At 41.1% G+C, this 21,953-nt stretch carries 24 protein-coding genes; 15 read left to right on the plus strand and 9 right to left on the minus strand.

Annotated features, from left to right (window positions below; genetic code table 11):
* The first annotated feature begins 28 nt into the window (after nucleotides 1–28).
* Genes AC0L3Y_RS04675 through AC0L3Y_RS04690 form a run of 4 tightly spaced genes read left to right on the plus strand, consistent with a single transcriptional unit; the run spans nucleotide 29 to nucleotide 3,244 of the window.
* Entirely contained in the window at nucleotides 29–1,057 is a 1,029-nt protein-coding gene (locus tag AC0L3Y_RS04675; RefSeq protein ID WP_473469379.1) for a TRAP transporter substrate-binding protein, read from the plus strand.
* A gap of 50 nt (nucleotides 1,058–1,107) precedes the next feature.
* Complete coding sequence (locus tag AC0L3Y_RS04680) at nucleotides 1,108–1,617, plus strand: TRAP transporter small permease (protein WP_473469381.1); 510 nt, start codon at nucleotides 1,108–1,110, stop codon at nucleotides 1,615–1,617.
* Nucleotides 1,610–2,887, plus strand: coding sequence for a TRAP transporter large permease (locus AC0L3Y_RS04685; protein ID WP_473469384.1), 1,278 nt, complete (start codon nucleotides 1,610–1,612; stop codon nucleotides 2,885–2,887). The genes AC0L3Y_RS04680 and AC0L3Y_RS04685 overlap by 8 nt, the downstream gene beginning before the upstream one ends.
* Nucleotides 2,888–2,905: 18 nt before the next feature.
* Nucleotides 2,906–3,244, plus strand: coding sequence for a YidH family protein (locus AC0L3Y_RS04690; RefSeq protein WP_473469387.1), 339 nt, complete (start codon nucleotides 2,906–2,908; stop codon nucleotides 3,242–3,244).
* Between the two features lie 218 nt (nucleotides 3,245–3,462).
* On the opposite strand, the gene AC0L3Y_RS04695 is transcribed toward AC0L3Y_RS04690, so the two are convergent.
* Nucleotides 3,463–4,698, minus strand: coding sequence for an MFS transporter (locus AC0L3Y_RS04695; protein ID WP_473469389.1), 1,236 nt, complete (start codon nucleotides 4,696–4,698; stop codon nucleotides 3,463–3,465).
* Nucleotides 4,699–5,080: 382 nt separating this feature from the next.
* Between AC0L3Y_RS04695 and AC0L3Y_RS04700 the strand changes: the two genes are divergently transcribed.
* The 3 genes from AC0L3Y_RS04700 to AC0L3Y_RS04710 all read left to right on the plus strand — a co-directional run bounded on the left by AC0L3Y_RS04700 (nucleotide 5,081) and on the right by AC0L3Y_RS04710 (nucleotide 7,764).
* Nucleotides 5,081–5,371 carry a hypothetical protein gene (locus AC0L3Y_RS04700; RefSeq protein ID WP_473469391.1) on the plus strand — a complete coding sequence of 97 codons (291 nt, stop codon included), beginning with the start codon at nucleotides 5,081–5,083 and terminating at the stop codon, nucleotides 5,369–5,371.
* 110 nt (nucleotides 5,372–5,481) lie between these two features.
* Nucleotides 5,482–7,008, plus strand: coding sequence for a putative bifunctional diguanylate cyclase/phosphodiesterase (locus AC0L3Y_RS04705; RefSeq protein WP_473469394.1), 1,527 nt, complete (start codon nucleotides 5,482–5,484; stop codon nucleotides 7,006–7,008).
* 117 nt (nucleotides 7,009–7,125) lie between these two features.
* Nucleotides 7,126–7,764, plus strand: a complete 639-nt coding sequence (locus AC0L3Y_RS04710) for an NAD(P)H-dependent oxidoreductase (protein ID WP_473469397.1) — start codon at nucleotides 7,126–7,128, stop codon at nucleotides 7,762–7,764.
* Nucleotides 7,765–7,842: 78 nt separating this feature from the next.
* Here AC0L3Y_RS04710 and AC0L3Y_RS04715 read toward each other — a convergent pair whose 3' ends face one another.
* Nucleotides 7,843–9,243, minus strand: a complete 1,401-nt coding sequence (locus tag AC0L3Y_RS04715; RefSeq protein ID WP_473469399.1) for an NCS1 family nucleobase:cation symporter-1 — start codon at nucleotides 9,241–9,243, stop codon at nucleotides 7,843–7,845.
* Between the two features lie 317 nt (nucleotides 9,244–9,560).
* On the opposite strand from AC0L3Y_RS04715, the gene AC0L3Y_RS04720 reads away from it, so the two are divergent.
* On the plus strand, nucleotides 9,561–10,100 hold the full coding sequence (locus AC0L3Y_RS04720) for a DUF3750 domain-containing protein (protein ID WP_473469401.1): 540 nt from the start codon (nucleotides 9,561–9,563) through the stop codon (nucleotides 10,098–10,100).
* Nucleotides 10,101–10,153: 53 nt separating this feature from the next.
* On the opposite strand, the gene AC0L3Y_RS04725 is transcribed toward AC0L3Y_RS04720, so the two are convergent.
* Together AC0L3Y_RS04725 and prlC are read right to left on the minus strand one after the other, a co-directional pair.
* The gene (locus tag AC0L3Y_RS04725) at nucleotides 10,154–10,414 is read right to left on the minus strand and encodes a YheV family putative zinc ribbon protein (RefSeq protein ID WP_473469403.1); all 261 of its coding nucleotides are present in this window, start codon (nucleotides 10,412–10,414) and stop codon (nucleotides 10,154–10,156) included.
* A 117-nt stretch (nucleotides 10,415–10,531) separates the two neighbouring features.
* Entirely contained in the window at nucleotides 10,532–12,562 is a 2,031-nt protein-coding gene (gene prlC / locus AC0L3Y_RS04730) for an oligopeptidase A (RefSeq protein ID WP_473469405.1), read from the minus strand.
* A 261-nt stretch (nucleotides 12,563–12,823) separates the two neighbouring features.
* On the opposite strand from prlC, the gene AC0L3Y_RS04735 reads away from it, so the two are divergent.
* The 7 genes from AC0L3Y_RS04735 to AC0L3Y_RS04765 all read left to right on the plus strand — a co-directional run bounded on the left by AC0L3Y_RS04735 (nucleotide 12,824) and on the right by AC0L3Y_RS04765 (nucleotide 16,940).
* Nucleotides 12,824–13,381 (plus strand): gamma carbonic anhydrase family protein, encoded by a 558-nt coding sequence (locus AC0L3Y_RS04735; RefSeq protein WP_473469407.1) that lies wholly within the window; start codon nucleotides 12,824–12,826, stop codon nucleotides 13,379–13,381.
* A gap of 91 nt (nucleotides 13,382–13,472) precedes the next feature.
* Nucleotides 13,473–14,105: an RNA polymerase factor sigma-70 gene (locus AC0L3Y_RS04740; RefSeq protein ID WP_473469409.1), complete on the plus strand. Its 633-nt coding sequence runs from the start codon at nucleotides 13,473–13,475 to the stop codon at nucleotides 14,103–14,105.
* Complete coding sequence (locus AC0L3Y_RS04745) at nucleotides 14,102–14,293, plus strand: zf-HC2 domain-containing protein (protein WP_473469411.1); 192 nt, start codon at nucleotides 14,102–14,104, stop codon at nucleotides 14,291–14,293. Before AC0L3Y_RS04740 ends, AC0L3Y_RS04745 begins: the two co-directional genes overlap by 4 nt.
* A 134-nt stretch (nucleotides 14,294–14,427) precedes the next feature.
* Nucleotides 14,428–14,703 (plus strand): BufA1 family periplasmic bufferin-type metallophore, encoded by a 276-nt coding sequence (locus AC0L3Y_RS04750; RefSeq protein ID WP_473469413.1) that lies wholly within the window; start codon nucleotides 14,428–14,430, stop codon nucleotides 14,701–14,703.
* A gap of 20 nt (nucleotides 14,704–14,723) precedes the next feature.
* A complete protein-coding gene (gene bufB / locus AC0L3Y_RS04755) occupies nucleotides 14,724–15,647 on the plus strand; it encodes an MNIO family bufferin maturase (protein ID WP_473469415.1) in 924 nt (307 codons plus the stop codon).
* The gene (locus AC0L3Y_RS04760) at nucleotides 15,631–16,398 is read left to right on the plus strand and encodes an HvfC/BufC family peptide modification chaperone (protein ID WP_473469417.1); all 768 of its coding nucleotides are present in this window, start codon (nucleotides 15,631–15,633) and stop codon (nucleotides 16,396–16,398) included. The genes bufB and AC0L3Y_RS04760 overlap by 17 nt, the downstream gene beginning before the upstream one ends.
* 68 nt (nucleotides 16,399–16,466) lie before the next feature.
* Complete coding sequence (locus AC0L3Y_RS04765; protein ID WP_036158097.1) at nucleotides 16,467–16,940, plus strand: DoxX family protein; 474 nt, start codon at nucleotides 16,467–16,469, stop codon at nucleotides 16,938–16,940.
* A gap of 126 nt (nucleotides 16,941–17,066) precedes the next feature.
* Here the strand turns inward: AC0L3Y_RS04765 and AC0L3Y_RS04770 are convergent, their stop codons facing one another.
* The 5 genes from AC0L3Y_RS04770 to AC0L3Y_RS04790 all read right to left on the minus strand — a co-directional run bounded on the left by AC0L3Y_RS04770 (nucleotide 17,067) and on the right by AC0L3Y_RS04790 (nucleotide 21,942).
* Nucleotides 17,067–18,701, minus strand: a complete 1,635-nt coding sequence (locus AC0L3Y_RS04770; protein WP_473469420.1) for a methyl-accepting chemotaxis protein — start codon at nucleotides 18,699–18,701, stop codon at nucleotides 17,067–17,069.
* A 118-nt stretch (nucleotides 18,702–18,819) separates the two neighbouring features.
* The gene (znuB, locus tag AC0L3Y_RS04775; protein WP_473469422.1) at nucleotides 18,820–19,611 is read right to left on the minus strand and encodes a zinc ABC transporter permease subunit ZnuB; all 792 of its coding nucleotides are present in this window, start codon (nucleotides 19,609–19,611) and stop codon (nucleotides 18,820–18,822) included.
* A gap of 29 nt (nucleotides 19,612–19,640) precedes the next feature.
* On the minus strand, nucleotides 19,641–20,414 hold the full coding sequence (gene znuC, locus AC0L3Y_RS04780; RefSeq protein WP_473469424.1) for a zinc ABC transporter ATP-binding protein ZnuC: 774 nt from the start codon (nucleotides 20,412–20,414) through the stop codon (nucleotides 19,641–19,643).
* Nucleotides 20,411–20,860: a Fur family transcriptional regulator gene (locus AC0L3Y_RS04785; protein ID WP_473470587.1), complete on the minus strand. Its 450-nt coding sequence runs from the start codon at nucleotides 20,858–20,860 to the stop codon at nucleotides 20,411–20,413. The genes znuC and AC0L3Y_RS04785 overlap by 4 nt, the downstream gene beginning before the upstream one ends.
* Nucleotides 20,861–20,934: 74 nt before the next feature.
* Complete coding sequence (locus tag AC0L3Y_RS04790) at nucleotides 20,935–21,942, minus strand: nickel/cobalt transporter (RefSeq protein WP_473469426.1); 1,008 nt, start codon at nucleotides 21,940–21,942, stop codon at nucleotides 20,935–20,937.
* Nucleotides 21,943–21,953: the final 11 nt, after the last annotated feature.

The raw sequence follows: 21,953 nt of genomic DNA on the forward strand, positions 1-21,953 counted from the left end.
GTCTATTAAAAAAATAAAAGGACAAACCATGAAACTTAAATTTTTAGTTAAAGCGATTTCTACTGGGTTATTAGTTGGTTCAACTGCCATGGCATCTGCGGCGGACTACAACCTAACAATGGCATCTACTACACCTGTTGCTTCACCTTGGGGGAAAACCCTATCAAGCTTCCAGTCATTAGTTAAACAATACACAGACGATCAAGTAAACATTAACGCCAGCTTTGGTGGTGCGTTAGGTAACGACACTCAGTTACTGCAGAAAGCTCAGCTTGGCTCTACTGTTCAAGGAGCTCAGTCTTCAGGAGCAAATCTAGGCTCTGTCGTTCATGCTTTTAAATCATTCGATGTTCCTTACATTATCAAAAGTATTGAGACGAGCAATAAGTTGTTCTATCCATATGGCACGTTAGGTGGGGAAGCGGTTGATGAACTTCAATCACTTATGGCGAAGAAAAATCTACGCTTGCTTTATGTTATGCCCTTTGAGTTTCGCGGCATTTTAACCACGGGTAAAAAAGTACAAACACCAGCAGATATGCAAGGTTTGAAAATTCGTGTAACGCCAAGTGAAGTCGAACGTAGCATGATCACTGAGCTAGGCTCAGGTGCTACAACGTTAGGTATTTCTGAAGTCTATACAGCACTTCAAACAGGAACCGTTGATGGTTTAGCCATTCCTCCTGCCACTGCTGTTGCTTTTGGTTTACATGAAGTGGCTGGCAATATGAATTTGCTCAATTTCCAACCTCACGGCTCTTTCATGACAGTCAACGCACGTACTTGGAACAAACTACCAAAAGACTTGCAGATGAAGGTACAAAAAGCGGCAGACGATGCAGTTAAACAAAATGCGGCTTTCTTTGAAATAGAGTTAACTAACGCACTTGAGAAATTCAAAGAGCAAGGTGTTAATGTAATTACACCTACGTCAGCGGAACAAGATGCATTCACTGCAATCATTCAAGCGCCAACCACTAAAATTGCCACTAAAGACTTCAATAGCGATGAGAAACATTTCTTTGAAACGCTAAAAAGCACATTGGACAATATCTAAAAACATAGGGCAGGATACTTTTCCTGCCCCTTTTTACAGTAGATTTTAATATGCTAAAGCTAATAAAAATAATGGATAGGTATTTCGAAGAATTTCTATGCAGCCTTATGTTGGGCTACATTGCGATTTCTCTTAATATTGAAGTGTTTAACCGTTACTTTCTCAATTCTCCTTCTGCGTACACAGATGAAATTGCCAGAACACTGATGATAATGCTGATATTTCTCGGTGTACCTTGGGCGGTGAAATCCAACAAACACGTTATTATCGATCTCATTCCAACAACCAAAGCTTGGCAATCGAAACGTGTTGTTATTGAACTTATCTCACACATAATATTCATTATCTTTAGCATCTTCTTTGCATTAGCAGCCTATCGTGCTGCTGAATTCCATCACATGCTGGGTTCAACTACCGAAGGTTTAGGCATTCCTTATTGGCTGCTTCTCGGTTCTTTACCGGGTATCTTCGTGCTTACTATCGTTCGACTTTTACAACGCATTTATATTCTGTTGAAAACTCGTCACGCAACAGATCATCAGGAGCCAATCAATGTCTAATCTTGAAGTGACACTCACTGTTTGCTCTTTTTTTCTGTTCATTATTTTTCAAGTTCCTGTTGCTATTGCATTAGGTTGTACACTGTTTGTGGCCTTTTATAGTCTAGGGTTCGATACCATCGAGTTAGCATTGGACGCTTATCAATCACTCGACAGTTTTCCATTATTAGCTATTCCTATGTTCATCTTGGCTGGTACCTTGATGGCAACAGGAGGGGTAGCACAACGGATATTAGATCTTGCAGATGAGTTTGTTGGACATTTACCCGGCGGATTGGCAATCGTTACTATATTTGCGTCTTTATTATTTGGTGGTCTTTCTGGCTCTGCACCAGCGACAGTAGCTGCCATCGGAACCATTACGATTCCAGCCATGATTAAACAAGGCTACAGCAAAGGGTTTGCAGCAGGGTTAACGGCCTGTTCTGGTGTTATTGCGATATTGGTTCCACCTTCAAATCCGATGATTATATACGCGCTAGCTCAACCAGGTACATCGGTGTCATCGATGTTTTTAAGCGGGTTACTTCCTGGTTTAATTTTGGCTCTGGGTATTGCTATTCCAGCTTACTGGGTTTCCAAAAGAAACAACTGGGGTGGAACTCGAGAAGCAGGAACATGGAAAACGCGACTTAAAGCAACATCTAAAGCTAAGTGGGCCATATTAACTCCAGTCATCATTCTAGGAGGCATTTATTCCGGTGCATTTACTCCGACAGAATCGGCTGCGGTAGCATCGCTTTATGCCTTTATTATTGGGGCTTTTGTCCACAAAGAAATCAAACTAAATAATGTGTTTAGTGTTTTTTCACAATCGGCAATTATGTCTGTTGTCGCTATGTTCCTGATTCCTTTTGCCGTGGTATTAGGCAAATTGTTATCTTCTCAACAGATTCCTGAATTAATCACTCACTCCATGTCTTCGTTTGTCGATGGCAAAGTTATGACGATCTTATTAGTCATTGCGTTATTGCTGTTCGTAGGCTGTTTCATGGACACCTTAGCGTCCATTATTGTATTAACACCTTTGTTGTACCCAATGCTCAGTCAGTATGGCATTAGCCAGTATCACTTCGGTATTATTTTGATTGTTTGCCTAGGGTTAGGCTTTGTTACACCGCCGTTAGGTGGCAACCTCTTTATTGCCAACCAAATCAGCAAAACATCCGTACAAAATGTATTCATTGGCGCTTTACCAACGCTAGGTGGCATGTTGATCGCCGCGTTGCTTATTGCTTTCATTCCACAAATCTCAGAAATTTTTCTGTAGCCAAGAGCATAGTAGATTATGAGTAAGTGGTATGAAGAAGGGGAAACACCGGATTATCGGTTTTCCCTTGCCAATGAGAGAACCTTTTTAGCTTGGATTAGAACAGGACTTGGTTTTTTTGTCGCAGCTATCGCAATTGATCAAATGATTACGTATTTACAGCTTGAATCGCAACTTATTATTCTGTTTTATGCATTCATCATAATAAGTGCTTTTTGTATTGTGAATGGGTACTTACGATGGAGAGGGAATGAAATAAATATGCGTCATGGTCGAGATCTGAAATATGGCCTAGCAAACATAGTACTCGCTTTGTTTAGCTCTGCGCTATTAGCATCATTATTCATAATAAAATAATGAATAGTGAACGAGAAACTCAATATGAACGCACCGCGCTCTCATGGATGAGAACCATTGCGCTGACCATATTAGTCATGATTTATTATATAAAAGCAGGTCATTTTGAATCCAGCCTGCCTTTATATATCGTGATTATCAGCCTTATATCTATCTTCCTTTCCTATAACCTAAAAAATAAATTACTACTTTGTAGTACATTAATTACTCTTATAATTTCATATCTTTATTTTTAGCGAGGCTTTCTCTTGTTTACGCAGAAACCAAAAGCCTAATAACGCTGCAAACAGCCCCGACACACTTCCCATCCCAATCGACCAACGCGCACCAAAAGTATCCGCAACCCAGCCGACCAAAGGCGCCCCCAATGCTGTACTACCTAGCGCGGTCGCCAACACAACTGCCATTACTCGCCCCCGATATGGTTTTTCCGTTGCAACCTGCATATAAGATACCGTTGAGGTGGTAAACAACTGCAAACTCAATCCCAAAAGAATAAGCAAGATGGCAAAGGTCCAAAACGACGAACTAATAGACACCAGTAAACAACTCAAAGAAAACAGTACAGCAACGTAAATCATAGATCGAAACGAAGGTGAAGACTGACGACTTGCCGTTACCATAGCCCCAGAAATGGAGCCAATTGCCATCATAGATACTAAAAAGCCATATTGATCGGCATGACCTTCAAAGACATGCACCGTCATTGCAGAAAGATACACAGAAAAATTCATTCCTAAACTGCAAATCAGAAACGACATAACTAAAATAACCGCCATCTCCCTGTGCTGCCAAATATAACGAAAGCCATCAAGAAACTTCGCCATATCTGGCTTGGCTTTACTTGTGTCTATAACCACTTTCGGCAGACGTGTCTTCAAGCGATGCAAAGCAATAAGCATTGGGATAAAAGATAAAGCGTTGACCATAAACACCCAACCAGTTCCAATCAAGGCAATGAGTAATCCTGCCGTTGCAGGACCAATCAAGCGCGCACTATTAAAGGCGACCGAATTCAAACCAACCGCATTAGACAACTCTTTTTCACTAACAACATCAGAAACAAACGCATGACGAGCTGGTGCATCAAAAGCCGCAACACACCCTAGAGCCAAAGCACAGGCACACACTTGCCACAAAACAACCTGATCGCTTAAAACCAATAAACCAAGTATCAATGCTAAAGTTGCCATTAGACATTGGGTAATAAAAAGCAACTTGCGGCGATCAACTCGATCCGCCGTCCAACCAGTAATAGGCAACAACAGAATTTGTGGGGCAAATTGTAGGAATACCACAAGACCAACCGCTGATGCGTTCTGATCTGAGAGCTCTGAAATAACAATCCAGTCTTGTGCTGTACGCTGCAACCAAGCACCGATATTTGATACCGCAGCGCCACCAAACCAAAGACGATAATTTGGATTAGATAAAGATCTAAAGGTGTTATGCAACAGAGCTTCCTTACGTTATTTAATGGGACTTTTTGGGATGGCAGAAGAAGGCCATCGCGCTGAATGTTACATAGTATGCTCTTATCCGATAAGTATTAAAAATAACTACTCAAATAAACCTTATTTCTTCTACACTTCGTTAGAAACATTCTATTTTTTAACGTTACAAAACAGAAATTTCTGTTAATTAGTTTCAATATTTCCATTCAAAATATCTAAGAAGTAAAAGAGAAACTAACCCACTACTCTTTTTATTTAAGCATAAATTTATGTAATTTCATGACTATGAAACTATGTTGCATTAAAATCATTAGATAAGCATGGAATTAAGCGGCTAACGTTGAATTAACACTCATAAAATGGCCCGTTACGAGGGAAGAATATGCAGCAGGATGAAGACGTAAAACGGGATGAGTTACAAGAAGCTTTACGCCTCTTGTATGCCAATGTCATTACAAGTTCCATTGTTTCAGCATTTGTTAGTAGTGCGTTTGTTTTTAGCTTTAACACTGAAGATCAAGAATACTATTATAGTAAGATCATTTGGTGGCTAATCATGATGGCAGGGCTATCATTACGTTTATTAGATATAGCCTATTACCGGAAAAAAACGCCCAGAAATATATTTCATCTGAAAAAGATCTATGGCGCTTCTCATGTTTTTCTCTTTTAATTGCTGGTATTTGGGGCGCTTACCCACTGTATTTTTTCCCATTTACAGATTCCGCTGAACTAGCAACTACCGTCATTATTATATGTGGTATCGCCTCTGGCGTTGCGAATATGTGGTCTGCCCATAGATTTACTGTCGTGGCTTGTGTTCTCGTTATGTCAGGGCCTTACTCTATTTTGTTGCTATTATCTGAGGATCCTTACCATCATCTAATTGGTATCATGGGATTGGCTTATTCAATTGTCATGTCATTATCTGCTGTAAAATTTTCTGCTTTTACCTACAAAGCAATTCATTTAAAGAATCAAAATGCACAACTCCTACAGAATATGGAGAAAAAAGTAGAACATCGTACTCAAGAAATTTATCGACTTTCTAACATTGACCGCTTAACTGGTTTGCTCAACCGTACAGCTTTTCTAAAAGAGCTAAACCAAACTGTCGATGAAAACACTTCAACACCTTTCGCCTTATTATTCATTGATCTTGATGGTTTTAAACAAATCAATGACAGTTTAGGTCATGAAGTTGGTGATACTGTAGTCAGAGAAACTGCGTCACGTATTGCTTTATTATCTCAAGGCACTATGCCTATTTGTCGGTGGGGTGGTGACGAATTTTTAGTAACTTATAGATTTAAAAACCTTGAAGATATTGATCATTTTTCCCAACAGCTGATTCAAACCATTAGTCTTCCTCATTCTATTACCCAATCAAAGACTCATGTAGGTGCAACCATTGGGGTCGCTCTATACCCAGAACACGGCAGTCATCATGATACGCTTATTCAAAGCGCTGATATGGCCATGTATCAGCAAAAACGTTTGGAAAAAGGTAAAGTAGGTTACTTTAATGAGTCCCTACGCTTACAAATTATTCGAGAACGGTTACTTAGTGATCGTCTATCGACAGCAATCCAAAAGAACGAGTTACGATTGGTTTTTCAGCCCATTATAAAGAGTGCTACAGGGAATCTTGCATGCATCGAAGCCTTATTAAGGTGGCGGCTTGATGGTGAAGAAATCTCGCCTATCGAATTTATTCCAGTTGCAGAACAATACGGCATGATAAAAAGTATAGGTTTATGGGTAGTAGAAAAAGCCTGTCAACAAATTATGTCCTTATCTAAAAGTGGTAGATCTTTAACGATTAGTATCAATGTTTCAATTATTCAGCTCCAAGATAAGGACTTTGTTACACACATTAGAACCCTCCTTACCCGTTTGAAATTTGAACCAAGCCTATTACATATAGAAATTACAGAGTCTGTTTTTGCCGCTGATAAATCAACATTAATGGCTCAAATAAAAGCACTCCAAGAAATGAATATCAAAATATCCATTGACGATTTTGGAACAGGTTATTCATCCCTTGCAAGCATGCAAGATCTGGGAGTTGATATTGTCAAAATAGACAAGAGCTTTATTGATAAGATCAACGACAGTGGTTCAAACATTGTCCATGCGGTCATGCAAATATCACAACCTATGGGTTATCAAGTCGTTGCTGAAGGTGTTGAAACTCTTGAACAAGTTAATAAGCTCAATGATATCGGTGTGCACTTCTTACAGGGTTATTACTTCTCCAAACCCTTAGAAATCGATCAGCTGAGCGATTATTTGGACCACAACCCTTAAAGCATAACTTCCAGATCTGATTGATTGTCATAATAGAGTAATTGATTCGCCCCCCTTGAATTATCGTTCAAATAAACCATATAAGAGTCATACAAAACTCTTTTAAGGAAACTCGAAATGTCGAATTTGATAGACAAATTAAACTGGCGCTATGCAACGAAAAAAATGGATCCAAGCAAAGCGGTTGAACAAGAAAAAGTAGACCGTATCTTGGAAGCTACTCGCTTGACCGCAACCTCTAGTGGCCTACAACCATACGAAGTGATTGTAGTAACTAATAAAGAATTGCGCGAAAAAATCGTTCCTCACGCTTGGAATCAGGCTCAAATTACAGACGGCTCACACCTTTTAGTTTTTGCTGCATGGGACAACTATACAGAAGATCGTATCAACGAAATGTTTGACCTTGTGAATGACGAACGTGGATTCAAAAATGAAGGTTGGGAAAACTACCGCCAAATGATCTTAGGCGCTTATCCTCCACGTGATGCGGAAGTAAACTTTCAACACGCAGCACGTCAAGCTTATATTGGCCTTGGAACAGCCCTAATTGCAGCGGCAGAAGAAGGCGTAGACAGTACGCCAATGGAAGGTTTTGATCCTGCAAAAGTAGATGAAATTCTTGGTCTGACAGAACGTGGGTTACGCTCTGTTATCTTGTTGCCTCTAGGCTACCGCGCAGAAGAAGGTGATTGGCTGAAAGATCTAAAAAAAGTTCGAGCATCAAAAGAAAAATTCATTACTGAAATGAAATAAATTTTTCATTGAATGAAAAAATGTAAAACGCCACATCACTCCATAAGTGATGTGGCGTTTTTATTTAAACTACCAAATTTATTTGCTTAAAGCACGGTAAACAATGGCACCAAGTAAAGCTCCAAGTAGCCATGCATAACCTGATAATACTGCTAAAGCGTCTACCCACACTGTCGATACAGAAAAAACAGCACCAATGATGAATGCAATTACAGCAACATTATTCCAACCTTTAGAATAGAAATACGCACTTTTTTCACTCTCATCATACAGATCAGATAACTGTAGTTTTTGCTTACGAATAATGTAGTAATCGACAATCATGATGCCGTAAAGAGGTGCAAGCGTCGCTCCTAAAGTATTCACAAACGCACCAATACCTACTTGGCTAATGAAGCTAGTCCATAAAGCACCTATGATCAAAGCAAAACCCGATGTAATAAATCCGGCTTTTTGGAAAGTCATGCTTTTTGGAGCTAAGTTGACGATACCATTCACGGCTGGAATAAAGTTCGCCACCAAATTAATACCTACCGTTGCAGCAAAAAAAGTGACCGCAGCAATAACGCTTAATAAAGCGCTGTCTGCTTTTTCAACGATAGCAGTTGGATTTGTCAATTGTTCTCCATACACAACAGCAGCACCAGCGGTAATAAGTAAGGCAAGAGCAGAAAAGATAATCATGTTCAAAGGCAAACCTAATAAGTTACCAAAAGTCATAGATTTGTGGTCTTTAACATAACGAGAGAAGTCACTAAAGTTGATCATTACAGCAGAAAAATAAGCTACCATAGTACCGACAATAGCGATAAAACCTTTTAGCTCAGAACTAAAGGTTGCGTCTTCGTGACGAAAAATACTGTTCGCTGCACTTAATAACTGACCATCCGCTTTATTCCAAAGCACAATCAACAACCCAATCATGACAGCATAAACAAATGGGCCTGCTAGATTTAAGAACTTTCCAACCCAATCCATACCGCGTGAGAAAAGAACCATTTGTAGAGCCCAAACAATTAAGAATGAGCACCAGCCAATAATAGTCATGCCTAAATAACTCTCTCCGCCCGTAGCACCTGTAATGGTTACGATCAAAAGATTAAGCGCTGTTGAAGCGAAATACGTCTGAACACCAAACCAAAACACTGCAACAATTGCTCGTAGCATAGCGGGTAACTTTGCGCCTTGTGTGCCCATGCTGGCACGAGCTAATACAGGATAAGGGATGCCATAATCTACGCCAGCTTTACCTGAAATATTAACTAAAAACATCACTAACAGACCCGCCGCGATCAAACCTGCAAACGCCGTCCAGCCTGTTACACCATAAGCAATAAACAAAGAAGCCACTAATGTGTAGCCAAACAAACTCTGAATATCATTAGCCCAAATATTAAAGATCTCAAACCATTTCCAGGTCTTTTGCTCTTCTCCAATAGGAGCAAGAGAATCGTTTTCAGCATTAGGAACTTGACTCATAAGTAATTGCCTCGATTCATGAAATTAATGTTTCTTTTTTGTAAATTATGAAAAGCAGGTTTCATGCCATAAAAATGACTCACCTAAGATTATTAGAATTGGACAATTCCGAGCGAATAAATGAAGATATAAAAATGAGCTATTTAGAATAATGCGCCAATCAAGATCAATTCATGACAGTTCGCACCTTTTTGGATTAAGCCGAAATAAATAGACGACTCGTATAGAATATACACACCTTCCTAAATTCTGCCCCTTTTTTAATCAGCAATTATGGTATTAATAATTGATATGAACATTTTATTTAGGACAAGCAAATGAAAAAGTACTTGGGAATTCTAGTTACTGCATTGTTATTAAATGCTTGTTCTAACGATGACTGGCGAACTGCAAGCCGTGAACCAGCAGGCATCGCTCCAAATCCAAAAGAAGTCTCTGAAGCCGTTATTGAGTTCTATGCAGCCGACGCTTTTAGTTGGCGTGGTTGGTTTGCCGTCCACTCGTGGGTCGCAACAAAAGAAAAAGGGGCGTCTGAATATACGGTATATGAAGTAACTGGCTGGCGTGTAAAGCGTGGCTTACCTGCTTTATATGAATACAAAACAAGCACGCCAGACCGCTATTGGTTTGGCTCTAAGCCGGAGAAAATATTATCGATAACCGGTGAGAAAGCCGAAGCTTTGATTCCAAAAATTACCGCAGTGGTTGCACGTTACCCTTGGGCAAATGAATACACTATTTTCCCTGGGCCAAACAGCAACACCTTCCCAACTTGGGTCGGTTTACAAGTACCTGAACTAGGACTTGATATGCCATTCAGTGCAATAGGCAGTGGCTACGCAGATAACGACAAATAAACGTCATTGTCCTGTTAAACCTTCACCATATAGGAAGTCACAAAACTCTGTAATCAGTGCTTTGTCATTCCTGGATTTGGAATAAAGTTAATCACCACTTCTTCTGCTTCTGGAGCACTGCTGTGTGGTGTATTCACACGCGTTGGAATCTCAGTAGGCTGAGCCTGTATTACCGTAGATTGCTCATCAGTGTAGCCACAGGAAATACATTCACGATATTGCTTTTCAACCTCATCATCACGCCATGCACGGATTTTATCCATTTCACTACAACGCGGGCACACGGCACCGGCGATAAAGCGTTTTACTGTCATAACCTTACTACCTTTAAAAAGCACATAAAAAAGCAGTGTTCATCTCAACCATCTACTTAGAAGTCATGAGACAAGACACTGCTTTATTGTGACATCAATTTTCAAATCGATTAATGTTTAAGCAGCAATACCGCTGTGTCTTAAGAGCGCATCAGTGCTTGGTTCACGACCACGGAATTCAGCAAACAACTCAGCTGCAGGACGAGAACCACCGTTGGCCAATATGGTATCACGGAAGTGCGCGCCCGTATCTGAATTGAAAATGCCATCTTCTTCAAATTTTGAAAAGGCATCGGCAGACAAGACTTCAGCCCATTTGTAGCTGTAATAACCTGCAGCATAACCACCAGCAAAAATATGCGAAAAGCTATTTTGGAAACGGTTAAACGACGGTGGTGTAATAACAGCAACCTTGTTGCGAACATCTTCAATAACAGATTGAACAGAAATGTCTAGTTGATATTCCATGTGCAAACGGAAGTCGAATAGAGAGAACTCTAATTGACGAGTCATTTGCATGCCTGACTGGAAGTTTTTTGCAGCCAGCATTTTATCTAATAAATCTTTCGGTAATGGCTCATTGGTTTCATAATGACCGGCAATGTAGGCCAAGGCTTCTGGTTCGTAGCACCAGTTTTCCATGAACTGACTTGGCAGTTCAACAGCATCCCACGCTACGCCATTAATACCTGATACAGACGCAACATCAACTTGGGTCAGCATGTGATGCAAACCGTGACCAAACTCATGGAATAAAGTTGTGACTTCATCGTGTGTCAGCAAAGCTGGCTTATCGCCAATCGGTGGTGTGAAGTTACACACCAAATACGCGATAGGAAGCTGCAAACGGTCATCACTCAAACGACGACGCGTACGACAAGAATCCATCCAGGCGCCACCACGTTTTGCTTCACGTGCATAAGGATCTAGGTAGAAACGCGAAACGTCTTCGCCATCCTTACTGATAGTAAAAAGCTTTAACTCATTGTTATAACTATCAAATTCTTTTTCTTCACGAATATCTACGCCAAATAATGTTTGTGCCACGTGAAACAATCCAGACAAAACCTTGTTCATTGGAAAGTAAGGGCGAAGCTCTTCTTGTGAAATGCTGTACTTATGTTGGCGTAATTTTTCTGCGTAATAGGTCATGTCCCAAGCGTTCAGTGTTTCCACACCGCTCTCTTCTTTTGCAAACTCGATAAGTTGCGCAAGATCTTGTTTTGCGGAGCTTTTTGATTTTTCTGCTAGGTTTTCGAGAAAGTCGATAACCTGCTGTCCGTTGTCTGCCATTTTGGTGGCAACAGACAATTCCGCGAAGTTTTCAAATCCTAAGATATGCGCCATTTCATGACGTAAAGATAAGATTTCATCAATTAATGGAGCGTTATTAAATTTGATATCACCACCTTGATCTGATGCGCGTGTGGCAAAGGCACGATACATTTCTTCTCGTAGTTCAGCATTATCCGCATAACTCATAACAGGCATGTAAGACGGGAAATCTAAAGTAAATAGCCAGCCATCTTTTTCTTTTGCTTCAGCCATTTGCTTCGCTTGCGCAAGCGCCGATTCTGGTAAGCCAGCTAATTCGCTTTCATCGGTGATCAACTTGCTCCACGATTGGGTTGCATCCAATACATTTTCACCGAATTGACTGCTCAATTCAGATAAACGCTGGCTGATTTCGCCATAACGTTTCTTTGCATCACCTTCAAGGCCAACGCCTGACAATTCAAAATCACGGATAGTTTGCGTTAAAGATTCTTTTTGCGCTTGAGTCAGATTTTTTGCGGTGTCACTTTCAGCTAATGTTTTATAAGCTTGGTATAAGGCTTTATTTTGGCCTAGATCCGTATAAAACTGAGTCAATTTTGGCAAACACGCATTGTAGGCAGCACGAATCTCAGGTGTGTTTTTAACCGAGTTCAAATGACCAATTGGCGACCAAAAATTGTTCAGGTCATCATCCAGTTGATCAAGCGGTAAAACCAAACTTTCCCACGTTGGGTTGGTGTTCTCGCTCACGCAAGCATCAATTGCTGCTTGGTTGCGTTTAAGTAGAGCTTCTAAATCTGTTTCGATGCTAGAAACATCAACACCCGTAAAATCCGGTAAGCTTGTCGCGTCCCATACAGACTGTGACATATCATGATATCCTTTTATAAAAGTTGAGCGTTTGGCTCTTATTATCAAGCACTGATTAATTGTACTTATAATAAAAGCCAAAGTGGCGCTAGTACGTTTCAATAGAGTAACAAAACCTGAACAAACGTAACCTAATGACTATGTATTAATGACGCTATGCTTAATAAGATATGTGATCTTTGGCTTTTTTCAATGCACAAATAACTATTGTACTAATAGTTCCTTCATTTATAACGCAAGATGTCTCGTAAGAGAGGATTTATGGTCATGAAATCTTTCCGAGGTAACACACCTCAAATAGGCGACCGAGTTTGGGTTGATGATAGCGCTGTTGTGATCGGCGATGTCGTCATTGGCGAAGACAGTTCTGTTTGGCCTTTAGTTGCCATTCGTGGCGATATGCATCGTATTCGAATTGGTGCTCGCACAAGTATTCAAGATAACTCCTGCCTACACATTACCCATGCCAGTGCCTATAAGCCAGATGGTCATCCGTTAACCATTGGTGACGATGTTACCGTTGGCCACATGGCAATGCTTCATGGCTGCACTATAGGTAGCAAGATTTTAATCGGCATGGGCACAACCATTCTTGATGGAGCCGTTGTCGAGGATGAAGTTATCATTGGTGCAGGCTCATTGGTACCACAAGGGAAACGTCTTGAATCTGGCTTTTTATATATGGGTTCTCCAGTAAAGCAAGCTCGCCCACTCAGTGAAAAAGAAATCGAATATTTCCAATATGCTGGATTAAATTACGTCAAATTAAAAGATGAATACCTAGCTGAGAGTGAACTTCTTAGTAAAAAAACAGACTGATATTAAACCCGTAAAAAAATACTTAATGAAAAGTGTAAGAATATTTCACTCTTCTTCGTCTAAACACTAGAAGCGAAATGCTGAGGCTCAAATGATTGATGCAAACCTTTCCTCTGATATGAATGGTTCACCTAGCACTGATATCTTTCACGACGTTGTTTTTATGGAAGACCTACGTAGCCAAATGATTAAATTTGCGCAATTACAGGTCAGAGACAGTCAACTCGCGGAAGATGCGGTTCAAGAAGCCATGATTTCAGCCTACAAGAACATCGATCGCTTTGGCCGAAAGTCAGCCTTTAAAACGTGGGTTTTCTCGATTTTAAAAAATAAAGTCATCGATCTTCTACGTAAAGAAAAACGCCATACAGCAGCAAGCCAATTAGAAGATGGCTCTACCCTTAATGGTGACGAGCTTCTGGATACACTGTTTAAAGAAAATGGCCATTGGAACAAACACGAACGACCACAGAAATGGGATCAGCCGGAACATGGGGTTGAAAACGAACATTTTTGGAGAGTCTTTGATGCTTGTTTAAATGGATTACCCGATAAATACGCTAGGCTCTTTATGATGCGAGAATTCTTAGAAATGGACACCACTGAGATTTGCCACAACGAAGAGCTGACCGTCAGTAATCTTAATGTTACCTTGTATCGTGCTCGACTTCGGTTACGAGAGTGTCTAGAAGATAACTGGTACCAGAAGGAAGCGTTAACATGATGAATTGCAAACAAGCGACCCAGTTGATGTCAGAAAAGCTCGATAGACAGCTTCAGACTAAAGAAAAAATCTCGCTTGGAATACATACAACTATGTGTGCACCTTGTCGTCAATTCGGCCTTCAAATGGAAGAATTACGAGATATATCAAAGCTTTATGTGAATAAAAAAACTGATTCAGAAAAATAATTATTTATTTTTGTAAGAAACTCGACCTATCTTGCGTCAAAAATAGGTAAACAAAAACTACGGTTTTTTAGAATCAGAACTAGGCATCTATGCCACACCGAATAAACAAAAGTAACTTAAACAGGATCTTCATTATGAAAAATACAAAAGCAGCATTAGCACTAGCACTTGGTACAGCAGTGGCGATTTCCGCTGTATCTGTTCCAGCTCAAGCAGCAAGCAAAGAAAAATGCTACGGTGTTTCTTTAGCGGGCCAAAATGATTGCGCAGCTGGCCCAGGCACTTCTTGTGCAGGCACCTCTAAAACGGATTTCCAAAGCAACGCTTGGAAACTAGTCCCTGCTGGCACTTGTGTTGATTTGGAATCAAAAACTTCCTCAACTGGCCACGGCCAATTGAAAGCGTTCTAAGACAACAGACTCTTTATATTATGTCTTGTGTTCCTAGCGAACAAAAACACCCGCAAGCCGAGGGTTCCCCTTTACCTTCGAGCTTTGCGAGTCGTTTTTTATCCCATTCTGGTATTAGCCTAAAACCTGCTTACTACCAGCTTATTTTGTCCTCTTTTCCTGAGATAGGTTTCTTTGAAATCCACGCAGAAAACTATTTGAGTAAAGGTGGGCCAGCACGCCATTATTTAGACCTAATTCGCCAGCACTATCCTATTACCGTTCATGGTGTCGGATTATCCATTGGCGGTGAACACCCCATTAATCAACAACACCTAGAACGTGTTTCACAACTGGTTAATGAAGTTCAACCTCAGATATTCTCTGAGCATTTGGCTTGGTCGTCCCACGACAACACCTTCCTAAATGATTTGCTACCGGTTGCTTATGATGAAGCTACTTTGCGCCGTGTTTGTGAGCACATTGATCACATTCAATCTCACGTAAAACGCCAAGTACTCATTGAAAATCCATCAACCTATTTCGAGTTTAATCGCAGTGAAATGAGCGAAACCGACTTCCTCACAGAAATGGTAAAACGCACTGGCTGCGGTTTATTATTAGACGTAAATAATGTTGAAGTCTCTTGTTTTAACCATGGTCATGACCCTTACCAGTATTTGAATAACTTTCCTGTCACCGCTGTTGGGCAAATACATTTGGCCGGACACACCACAGACAGTAATGCGGTTGTGCCATTAAAAATAGACAGCCATGACGAAGCGGTTTCACATAATGTTTGGGCTTTGTATAAACATACACTTTCATTAACGGGTGATTGTCCGACACTGATTGAGCGAGATGGCAACCTACCACCAATTGGTGAGTTATTAGCAGAAGCGCATCTTGCTGACAGCATTCGAGAAGTTAACAAACAGGAGTTTCTCCGTGAACACGCAATTTAAAGCGGCACTACTCACGGAAGACACTCGCTTTTATGACGAAATAAAAGCCTCTTCAATGGAAGAACAAGAAGTGCGTCTGAATGTTTACCGAAACAATGTCACAGTGTCTCTAATTGAGGCTTTATGCGATATATTTCCCGTTACTGAAGCCATTGTCGGTGATGAGTTCTTTCATGCTATGGCTCGAATCTATTTATTAAACAACCCACCAAATTCTCCGATTATTCGTGAATATGGTCAAAATTTTTCAGATTTCATTCGTAATTTTGAACCAGCAGAAAGTCTACCTTACTTAGCCGACCTTGCGGCCCTTGAACATGCCATGCTAACGCTCACGCACAGCGAAGAATACGACATGCTTGATCAAGAAACCGTTTCTGATGTGTTTACCTCTGTAGAAGATCCCAGCACCTTATCGCTTTGTGTACCGCCAACCACACAGATTCTTGTTTCTCCTTTTGCTATTGGTTCTTTATACCAAGCTCATTTCAGTGATGGTCATCAACGACTTAACCAAGTCGAGATCAATAAAAGTGAATATTTGCTGCTTGTTAAGTCCCATCTCTACGCACAACTCCATGTGATTAATAAAGAAGAGGCTGTTTTTATCAAAAATCTAATGCAAGAAAAGACACTTGGAAACGCTGTACCTGAGTCAGACTCATTCAACTTGGGTGAGACTTTAGCAAAATTGATTGAGTGGAAAATATTAACGAATGTGACACAAGTTCAAACAAAAAAACCACTCTGAAATACAACATTCCATTGTAAAGTAACTTATAGCAACCAAACGAATTAACGAAAATCAGGAGATTATTTATGCTGTCTATTATCAATAATAAAAGTGAGGCGGTATTTAAAAAGCTTCCAGAATCTTTAGTCTTGTTTGTGGCCCGTTTCGCCATTGCGGCTGTATTTTGGAAGTCAGGACAAACCAAAATCGATGGATTTTCTCTAGATATTATCGCAATGAAAATGGAGCTCGGTTTACCAAGATTGGCCGAATCCACTGGCTTCTTATTTGAATACGAATACAACTTGCCACTGATTCCCCCCATGATTGCGGCTGTACTTGCAACACTAGCAGAACACATTCTGCCAATTCTTATTTTAGGTGGATTATTTACTCGTCTCGCTGGTTTTGGTATCGCTGGCATGACATTGGTGATTCAACTTTTTGTTTATCCAGAAGCTTATCCAACTCATGCTACTTGGTTAGCAATCGCTTTGTTACTCATGTACAAAGGCGCAGGGTCATTCTCTCTAGATCATTTATTAAGAAGAAATCGCTAATCAATCGCTTTACTTCTACTAGAAATACTTTTCTAACTAACAAAAGCTCTAATGACTCGACTTCCCCCAAAAAAACCTTTCTCAGTGGAAAGGCTTTTTTAGGACGAGACACATTTCGTTAAAAAGCTAAGAGGTTACTGGTAACGTAAAAGTAGACGTTGCCTGCTTCGTTTGCTCTGCAGATCCAGACAAGGCATCGGTTAATGATGTTAAACGCAGAGACGTTTGGCTGTTATTCACAGTTACATCGACAATCTGAATAATATGTAATGCAATTTCATTGGCTTCTGCTGCTTGGCTTTGAGCCAAGGCAGACAATTCATCCAGACTTCTCAAGGATATTTCAGAGTCTTTTTCTAACTGACTCAATGGCACAACTACGTTTTCTATTTGTTTCACGCCATTGCGCATACGCTCTTGGCCTTGCTCCATCTCATCCGATATTTGCACAGATAAGTTCGCAATCGATGTAATCACCTGATCGATAGACTCTGTGACCTTAGCTGTGTTACTTGCTAAATTTCTCACTTCATCCGCCACAACAGCAAAACCACGACCAGCTTCACCTGCACGGGCCGCTTCAATAGACGCGTTCAATGCCAACAAATTGGTTTGGTCAGCTACATTACGAATATCATTAACAAACTCGGATACCGTTGTCGCACTTTCTTTTAGCTTAGCAACTGAGTGTGATGTTTCTTCTATATAAGCTGCAACAGAGGTGATGTCTTGTGCTGCCGTATTGATAATTTGTTTACCTTGCTTGGCTAAATCATGAGCCGCTTCCGCTTGGTTACGCGATACGCTCACATGCTCGGCCATGGTTTTCGCGCCACTAGACAGTTCTTCCACCGAGCCTTGAATATCACTTGCCATCGATTCTTGTTTTCCAGATCCTTGTTGAACGTCTATTACGCTCATTCGGATATTTCCCACTGAATCCACAACAGTTTGAGCACTCATATCGATTCGGCTAATAACACCGCCTAAGCTGGACTGCATGCTTTTAAGACTACTTACTAATTTGCCTATTTCACCTTTTGATTGGATATCAATACTGTGGGATAGATCACCTTTGGCGACACAATCGAGCAAAGATGCCACCTTTCCCAGTGGATTAACGATACTCCGAGTGATCAGTACTGACATCACAGAGCCAATCAAAATAGCAAAAACACCAACTCCGATGATCATTAAAATAGCAATCTCGGATTCAGACAAGGTTGCTTGTTGGCGCACTTGCATCATGTTCCGCTCACTTTCAGCAAGCGCTTCTGTTTGATTGAGAAAAGTTTGCAATTCATCGCGAGTAGCTCCGGCCATTTGAGCCTTAGCGTCACTAAGCTCACCAAACTCCAAAGCCTCTACAGTAGATTGCAACGCTGCCTGATAAATGCCTCGCTGGGTTTTAAGTGCTTCAACTACGGCCTTATTTTCCTCAGAGGTAACGAGATTTGTCATGGTTTCTAAACTAGCATCCATGTTGCGATTACGCTCATCAATTTCTTTATAAATCGCGACTCGCTGATCTCGCTCTTCTAATACAAACAATAATAAAAGGCGACTCGCCAAGCTTTCAGCATTTACGTTCAGTTCACCAGTCAGCTCAACCAGTGCTGCGTTTTCGTCGACAATGCCTCGAATATTGCTAGACAATGATTGAAAGCGAGTTGCAGAAAGGCCCACGACGACCAATAGTAATATCAACAGCACCAAATAGCTGGCCGTTAATCGACCTCGAATCGTTGTAAAACCAAACATAAACCTACCCTTAATAATCTTTGAAATAACATGTTAAACAGATGTTCCATTCTTCCTTAACATTAGTCGTAAAGCACGTAACTTTTATTACAGTAACCTAACATAACGATGCAAAGAGCTACATTTTTCGTTGTATTGGGGAAGTATAGGCTATTAAAAATAAGAATGCGGCGCACACGACCACACTTGGCCCAGTTGGCGTATCCCATTGATAAGATGCCCACAAACCGCCACAGACTGATAAACAGCCTATCACACTTGCAATAGAAGCCATTTGCACCGGTGTTTTAGACAGTTTCCGTGCCGTTGCGGCAGGAATAATCATCAAGGAAGTAATCAATAACACCCCGACAATTTTCATCGCCACAGCAATTACCAGAGCCACCAACAACATCAGCAATAAACGAATCGCTTCCACTGGATAGCCTTCTACTTTTGCTAACTCTTCATTGACCGTCATCGCCAACAAAGGTTTCCAAAAAATAATTAATAAGCTAATCACTGCCAACCCGCCACCGTAAATCCAATAGACATCGGTTTGACTGATCGCAAGTAGGTCACCAAACAAATACGCCATTAAGTCGATACGAATATTATCGAGAAAACTCACGGCAACCAGCCCTAGTGACAAAGCAGAATGCGCTAAAATACCCAACAAGGTATCCGTCGCAATAATGTGTTTCTTCTGTAGCGTTACCAGAACCAACGCCAAACCAACACACAAAACGATAATCGCAAGATTCAAATTAATATCGAACAAAAAACCAAGCGCCACCCCCAATAAGGCAGAATGCGCCAAGGTATCTCCGAAATACGCCATACGACGCCAAACAACAAATGCGCCTAACGGCCCAGCAACGGCCGCCACACCCAATCCGCCTAACAAGGCTCTAAACAACAGATCTAACATGGTACTACTGACTCCAAACTGGAATAGTCTTAATGGTTACAATTGACGTGAGCGTCATCATCGCCAGATAAAATACTGCCATGTTCGCCATGAACATGGTCGTGCTGATGGGCATAAATGGCAATAGATTCATCCGCACCCGGAACACCAAATAGTGCCTGATAAGCCGGATGACCAGTCACGTGCTGCGGACTACCTGAACAACAAACATGCTGATTAATGCACACTACAGTGTCGGTTTTCGCCATCACCAAATGCAAGTCATGAGATACCATTAAAACGCCACAACCTAGTTCATCACGAATGCCCTCAATCAAGTTATAAAGCTCAACCTGACCATTCACATCCACGCCTTGTACAGGTTCATCCAATACAAGCAGGTTAGGTTTGTTTAACAAAGCTCGGGCCAACAAGACTCGCTGAGTCTCACCACCTGATAACACATGTACCTGGGAATGAATAAGGTGTGCGATACCTAATTTTTCTAATGTGGGCAAAATCTGACGTTTATCTACACCACGAACCAAGGCCAAAAAATGCTTTACGGTTAAAGGCAAAGTAGGATCAATATGAAGCTTCTGCGGCATATAACCAATACGCAGTGTTTTATGTCGAATAACCTTACCAGATGTAGCTGTTTGCAAACCCAACAAGGTACGAATTAAAGTGCTTTTCCCGCTACCATTTGGGCCAATCAGCGTAACAATTTCCCCTTCACTGATGCTCATATCGATACTGTCTAACAGGGTTCGACCATCAAATGAAATACCGATTTTTTCAAAAGCGACTAATTTTTTATTCATATATGTGCTCCTGCTGGATGACTTTTACAAGCGGAACATAATCCGGTTAACTCAATCGTTTCGGCGCGAAGTTCAAACCCTTGTTGAGCGGCTTTTTCAATCAATGCTGCGTGAATGTCTTGGTAATCAAATTCCATAACATTGTGGCAATCATCACAAATCAGAAAATAGCCCTTATGCTCTTTGTCAGCATGAGCACAGCCCAGATAAGCATTCATGGATTCCACTTTGTGAATCAAACCGGCACTTAATAAAAAATCCAACGCACGATATACAGTCGGTGGCGCCGAGTTAAAACCTTCTTCTGCCAATTTCGCTAATAATTGATAAGCACCAAGTGGTCGGTGGCTTTCCCAAATCAACTCTAAAGCTCGACGACGCACCTTGGTAAGACGTTGACTTTGCTCTAGGCATAAGGTTTCTGCGGTTGCTAAGGCACTCTCAATACAATCATTATGGTTATGATGAGCGCTCTGATCACCATGATGATGGTCGTGGTTATGTGAAGTATTTTTTTCATTTAAAACGCCCTTCCAGCATTGCTGATGTAGCTCAAAATCATAGAGGAACTAATGACGATCAAAGCAAGTGCCGCAATAAAACCGAAGCCGCGAGACACTCGTTGTCGCCAGACTTGATGCTCTCGACTCAATATAAAACCGGTATCACGAACAAACACACTGACACCAGCCAAGGATGCCACCGTAATTGCTGTGCCTAATGACATAGCAAACGTCGCCGCCAAACCCCATTGAAAAATGCCCGTACTCAAAGAAAATAACAAAACCAAAATTGCCCCAGTACAAGGCCTAATACCAACGGCAAGGGTCATTGCCCATATACTACGACGAGCGGTTTTTGCTTCCTCCGCATCGTGCGCTTCCTTATGGGCACAGCAAGCATGCCCATGTGAAGAATTAGCATCGTCGTGTGAATGGTCGTGCGTATGGTTATCGCTGTGTGAATGATCGTGTAAGTGCTCGTGCTCTAAAGAATGACCATGCAAATGATCTTGAGAATGATCATGTCCACAGCTAGATTTACCACGTAATAGTCGTACAAGAATCCAAACGCCAATCAAACCAACCGCCGCAAAACTCGCCACCTCAAAAAATCGGCCAATCTGCATTGCTTTACCGGCTAATGAAAAGACCTGACTCAACACAAGAATCACCAAGACAGCCATCAATCCCTGCGCGCCAGCACATAAGAAGGCCAAACTGATACCACGACGTAACGGGGCTTTACTGGCTAACATATAAGCGGAAATTACAGCTTTACCGTGACCCGGGCCTGCGGCATGAAACACACCATAAAAGAAACTCGTGGTAATCAGCCCCCACAGTAAAGCGGCGCTGCCTTCTTTGCTAATCGCACGTACCAAGGTCACCAACTCACGATGAAAATTTGCCTGCTGACCCATAATCCATTGAATAAAGTCTTGATAAAACGACAGGTCTACCGCAGCGTAAAGAGGAGAATTAAACAAGAAGAAAAACAAAAATAAAAAAACGGCGTTCTTCGCCATAAAAGGCTCTC

It is taken from the genome of Marinomonas sp. GJ51-14 (assembly GCF_055808695.1).

Excerpts from the sequence above, each read along its gene's own strand:
- AC0L3Y_RS04675 (WP_473469379.1), top strand. The coding sequence starts at position 29 with ATGAAACTTAAATTTTTAGTTAAAGCGATTTCTACTGGGTTATTAGTT.
- AC0L3Y_RS04680 (WP_473469381.1), top strand. The coding sequence starts at position 1,108 with ATGCTAAAGCTAATAAAAATAATGGATAGGTATTTCGAAGAATTTCTA.
- AC0L3Y_RS04685 (WP_473469384.1), top strand. The coding sequence starts at position 1,610 with ATGTCTAATCTTGAAGTGACACTCACTGTTTGCTCTTTTTTTCTGTTC.
- AC0L3Y_RS04690 (WP_473469387.1), top strand. The coding sequence starts at position 2,906 with ATGAGTAAGTGGTATGAAGAAGGGGAAACACCGGATTATCGGTTTTCC.
- AC0L3Y_RS04700 (WP_473469391.1), top strand. The coding sequence starts at position 5,081 with ATGCAGCAGGATGAAGACGTAAAACGGGATGAGTTACAAGAAGCTTTA.
- AC0L3Y_RS04705 (WP_473469394.1), top strand. The coding sequence starts at position 5,482 with ATGTGGTCTGCCCATAGATTTACTGTCGTGGCTTGTGTTCTCGTTATG.
- AC0L3Y_RS04710 (WP_473469397.1), top strand. The coding sequence starts at position 7,126 with ATGTCGAATTTGATAGACAAATTAAACTGGCGCTATGCAACGAAAAAA.
- AC0L3Y_RS04715 (WP_473469399.1), bottom strand. The coding sequence starts at position 9,243 with ATGAGTCAAGTTCCTAATGCTGAAAACGATTCTCTTGCTCCTATTGGA.
- AC0L3Y_RS04720 (WP_473469401.1), top strand. The coding sequence starts at position 9,561 with ATGAAAAAGTACTTGGGAATTCTAGTTACTGCATTGTTATTAAATGCT.
- AC0L3Y_RS04725 (WP_473469403.1), bottom strand. The coding sequence starts at position 10,414 with ATGACAGTAAAACGCTTTATCGCCGGTGCCGTGTGCCCGCGTTGTAGT.
- prlC (WP_473469405.1), bottom strand. The coding sequence starts at position 12,562 with ATGTCACAGTCTGTATGGGACGCGACAAGCTTACCGGATTTTACGGGT.
- AC0L3Y_RS04735 (WP_473469407.1), top strand. The coding sequence starts at position 12,824 with ATGGTCATGAAATCTTTCCGAGGTAACACACCTCAAATAGGCGACCGA.
- AC0L3Y_RS04740 (WP_473469409.1), top strand. The coding sequence starts at position 13,473 with ATGATTGATGCAAACCTTTCCTCTGATATGAATGGTTCACCTAGCACT.
- AC0L3Y_RS04745 (WP_473469411.1), top strand. The coding sequence starts at position 14,102 with ATGATGAATTGCAAACAAGCGACCCAGTTGATGTCAGAAAAGCTCGAT.
- AC0L3Y_RS04750 (WP_473469413.1), top strand. The coding sequence starts at position 14,428 with ATGAAAAATACAAAAGCAGCATTAGCACTAGCACTTGGTACAGCAGTG.
- bufB (WP_473469415.1), top strand. The coding sequence starts at position 14,724 with ATGTCTTGTGTTCCTAGCGAACAAAAACACCCGCAAGCCGAGGGTTCC.
- AC0L3Y_RS04765 (WP_036158097.1), top strand. The coding sequence starts at position 16,467 with ATGCTGTCTATTATCAATAATAAAAGTGAGGCGGTATTTAAAAAGCTT.
- AC0L3Y_RS04770 (WP_473469420.1), bottom strand. The coding sequence starts at position 18,701 with ATGTTTGGTTTTACAACGATTCGAGGTCGATTAACGGCCAGCTATTTG.
- znuB (WP_473469422.1), bottom strand. The coding sequence starts at position 19,611 with ATGTTAGATCTGTTGTTTAGAGCCTTGTTAGGCGGATTGGGTGTGGCG.
- znuC (WP_473469424.1), bottom strand. The coding sequence starts at position 20,414 with ATGAATAAAAAATTAGTCGCTTTTGAAAAAATCGGTATTTCATTTGAT.
- AC0L3Y_RS04790 (WP_473469426.1), bottom strand. The coding sequence starts at position 21,942 with ATGGCGAAGAACGCCGTTTTTTTATTTTTGTTTTTCTTCTTGTTTAAT.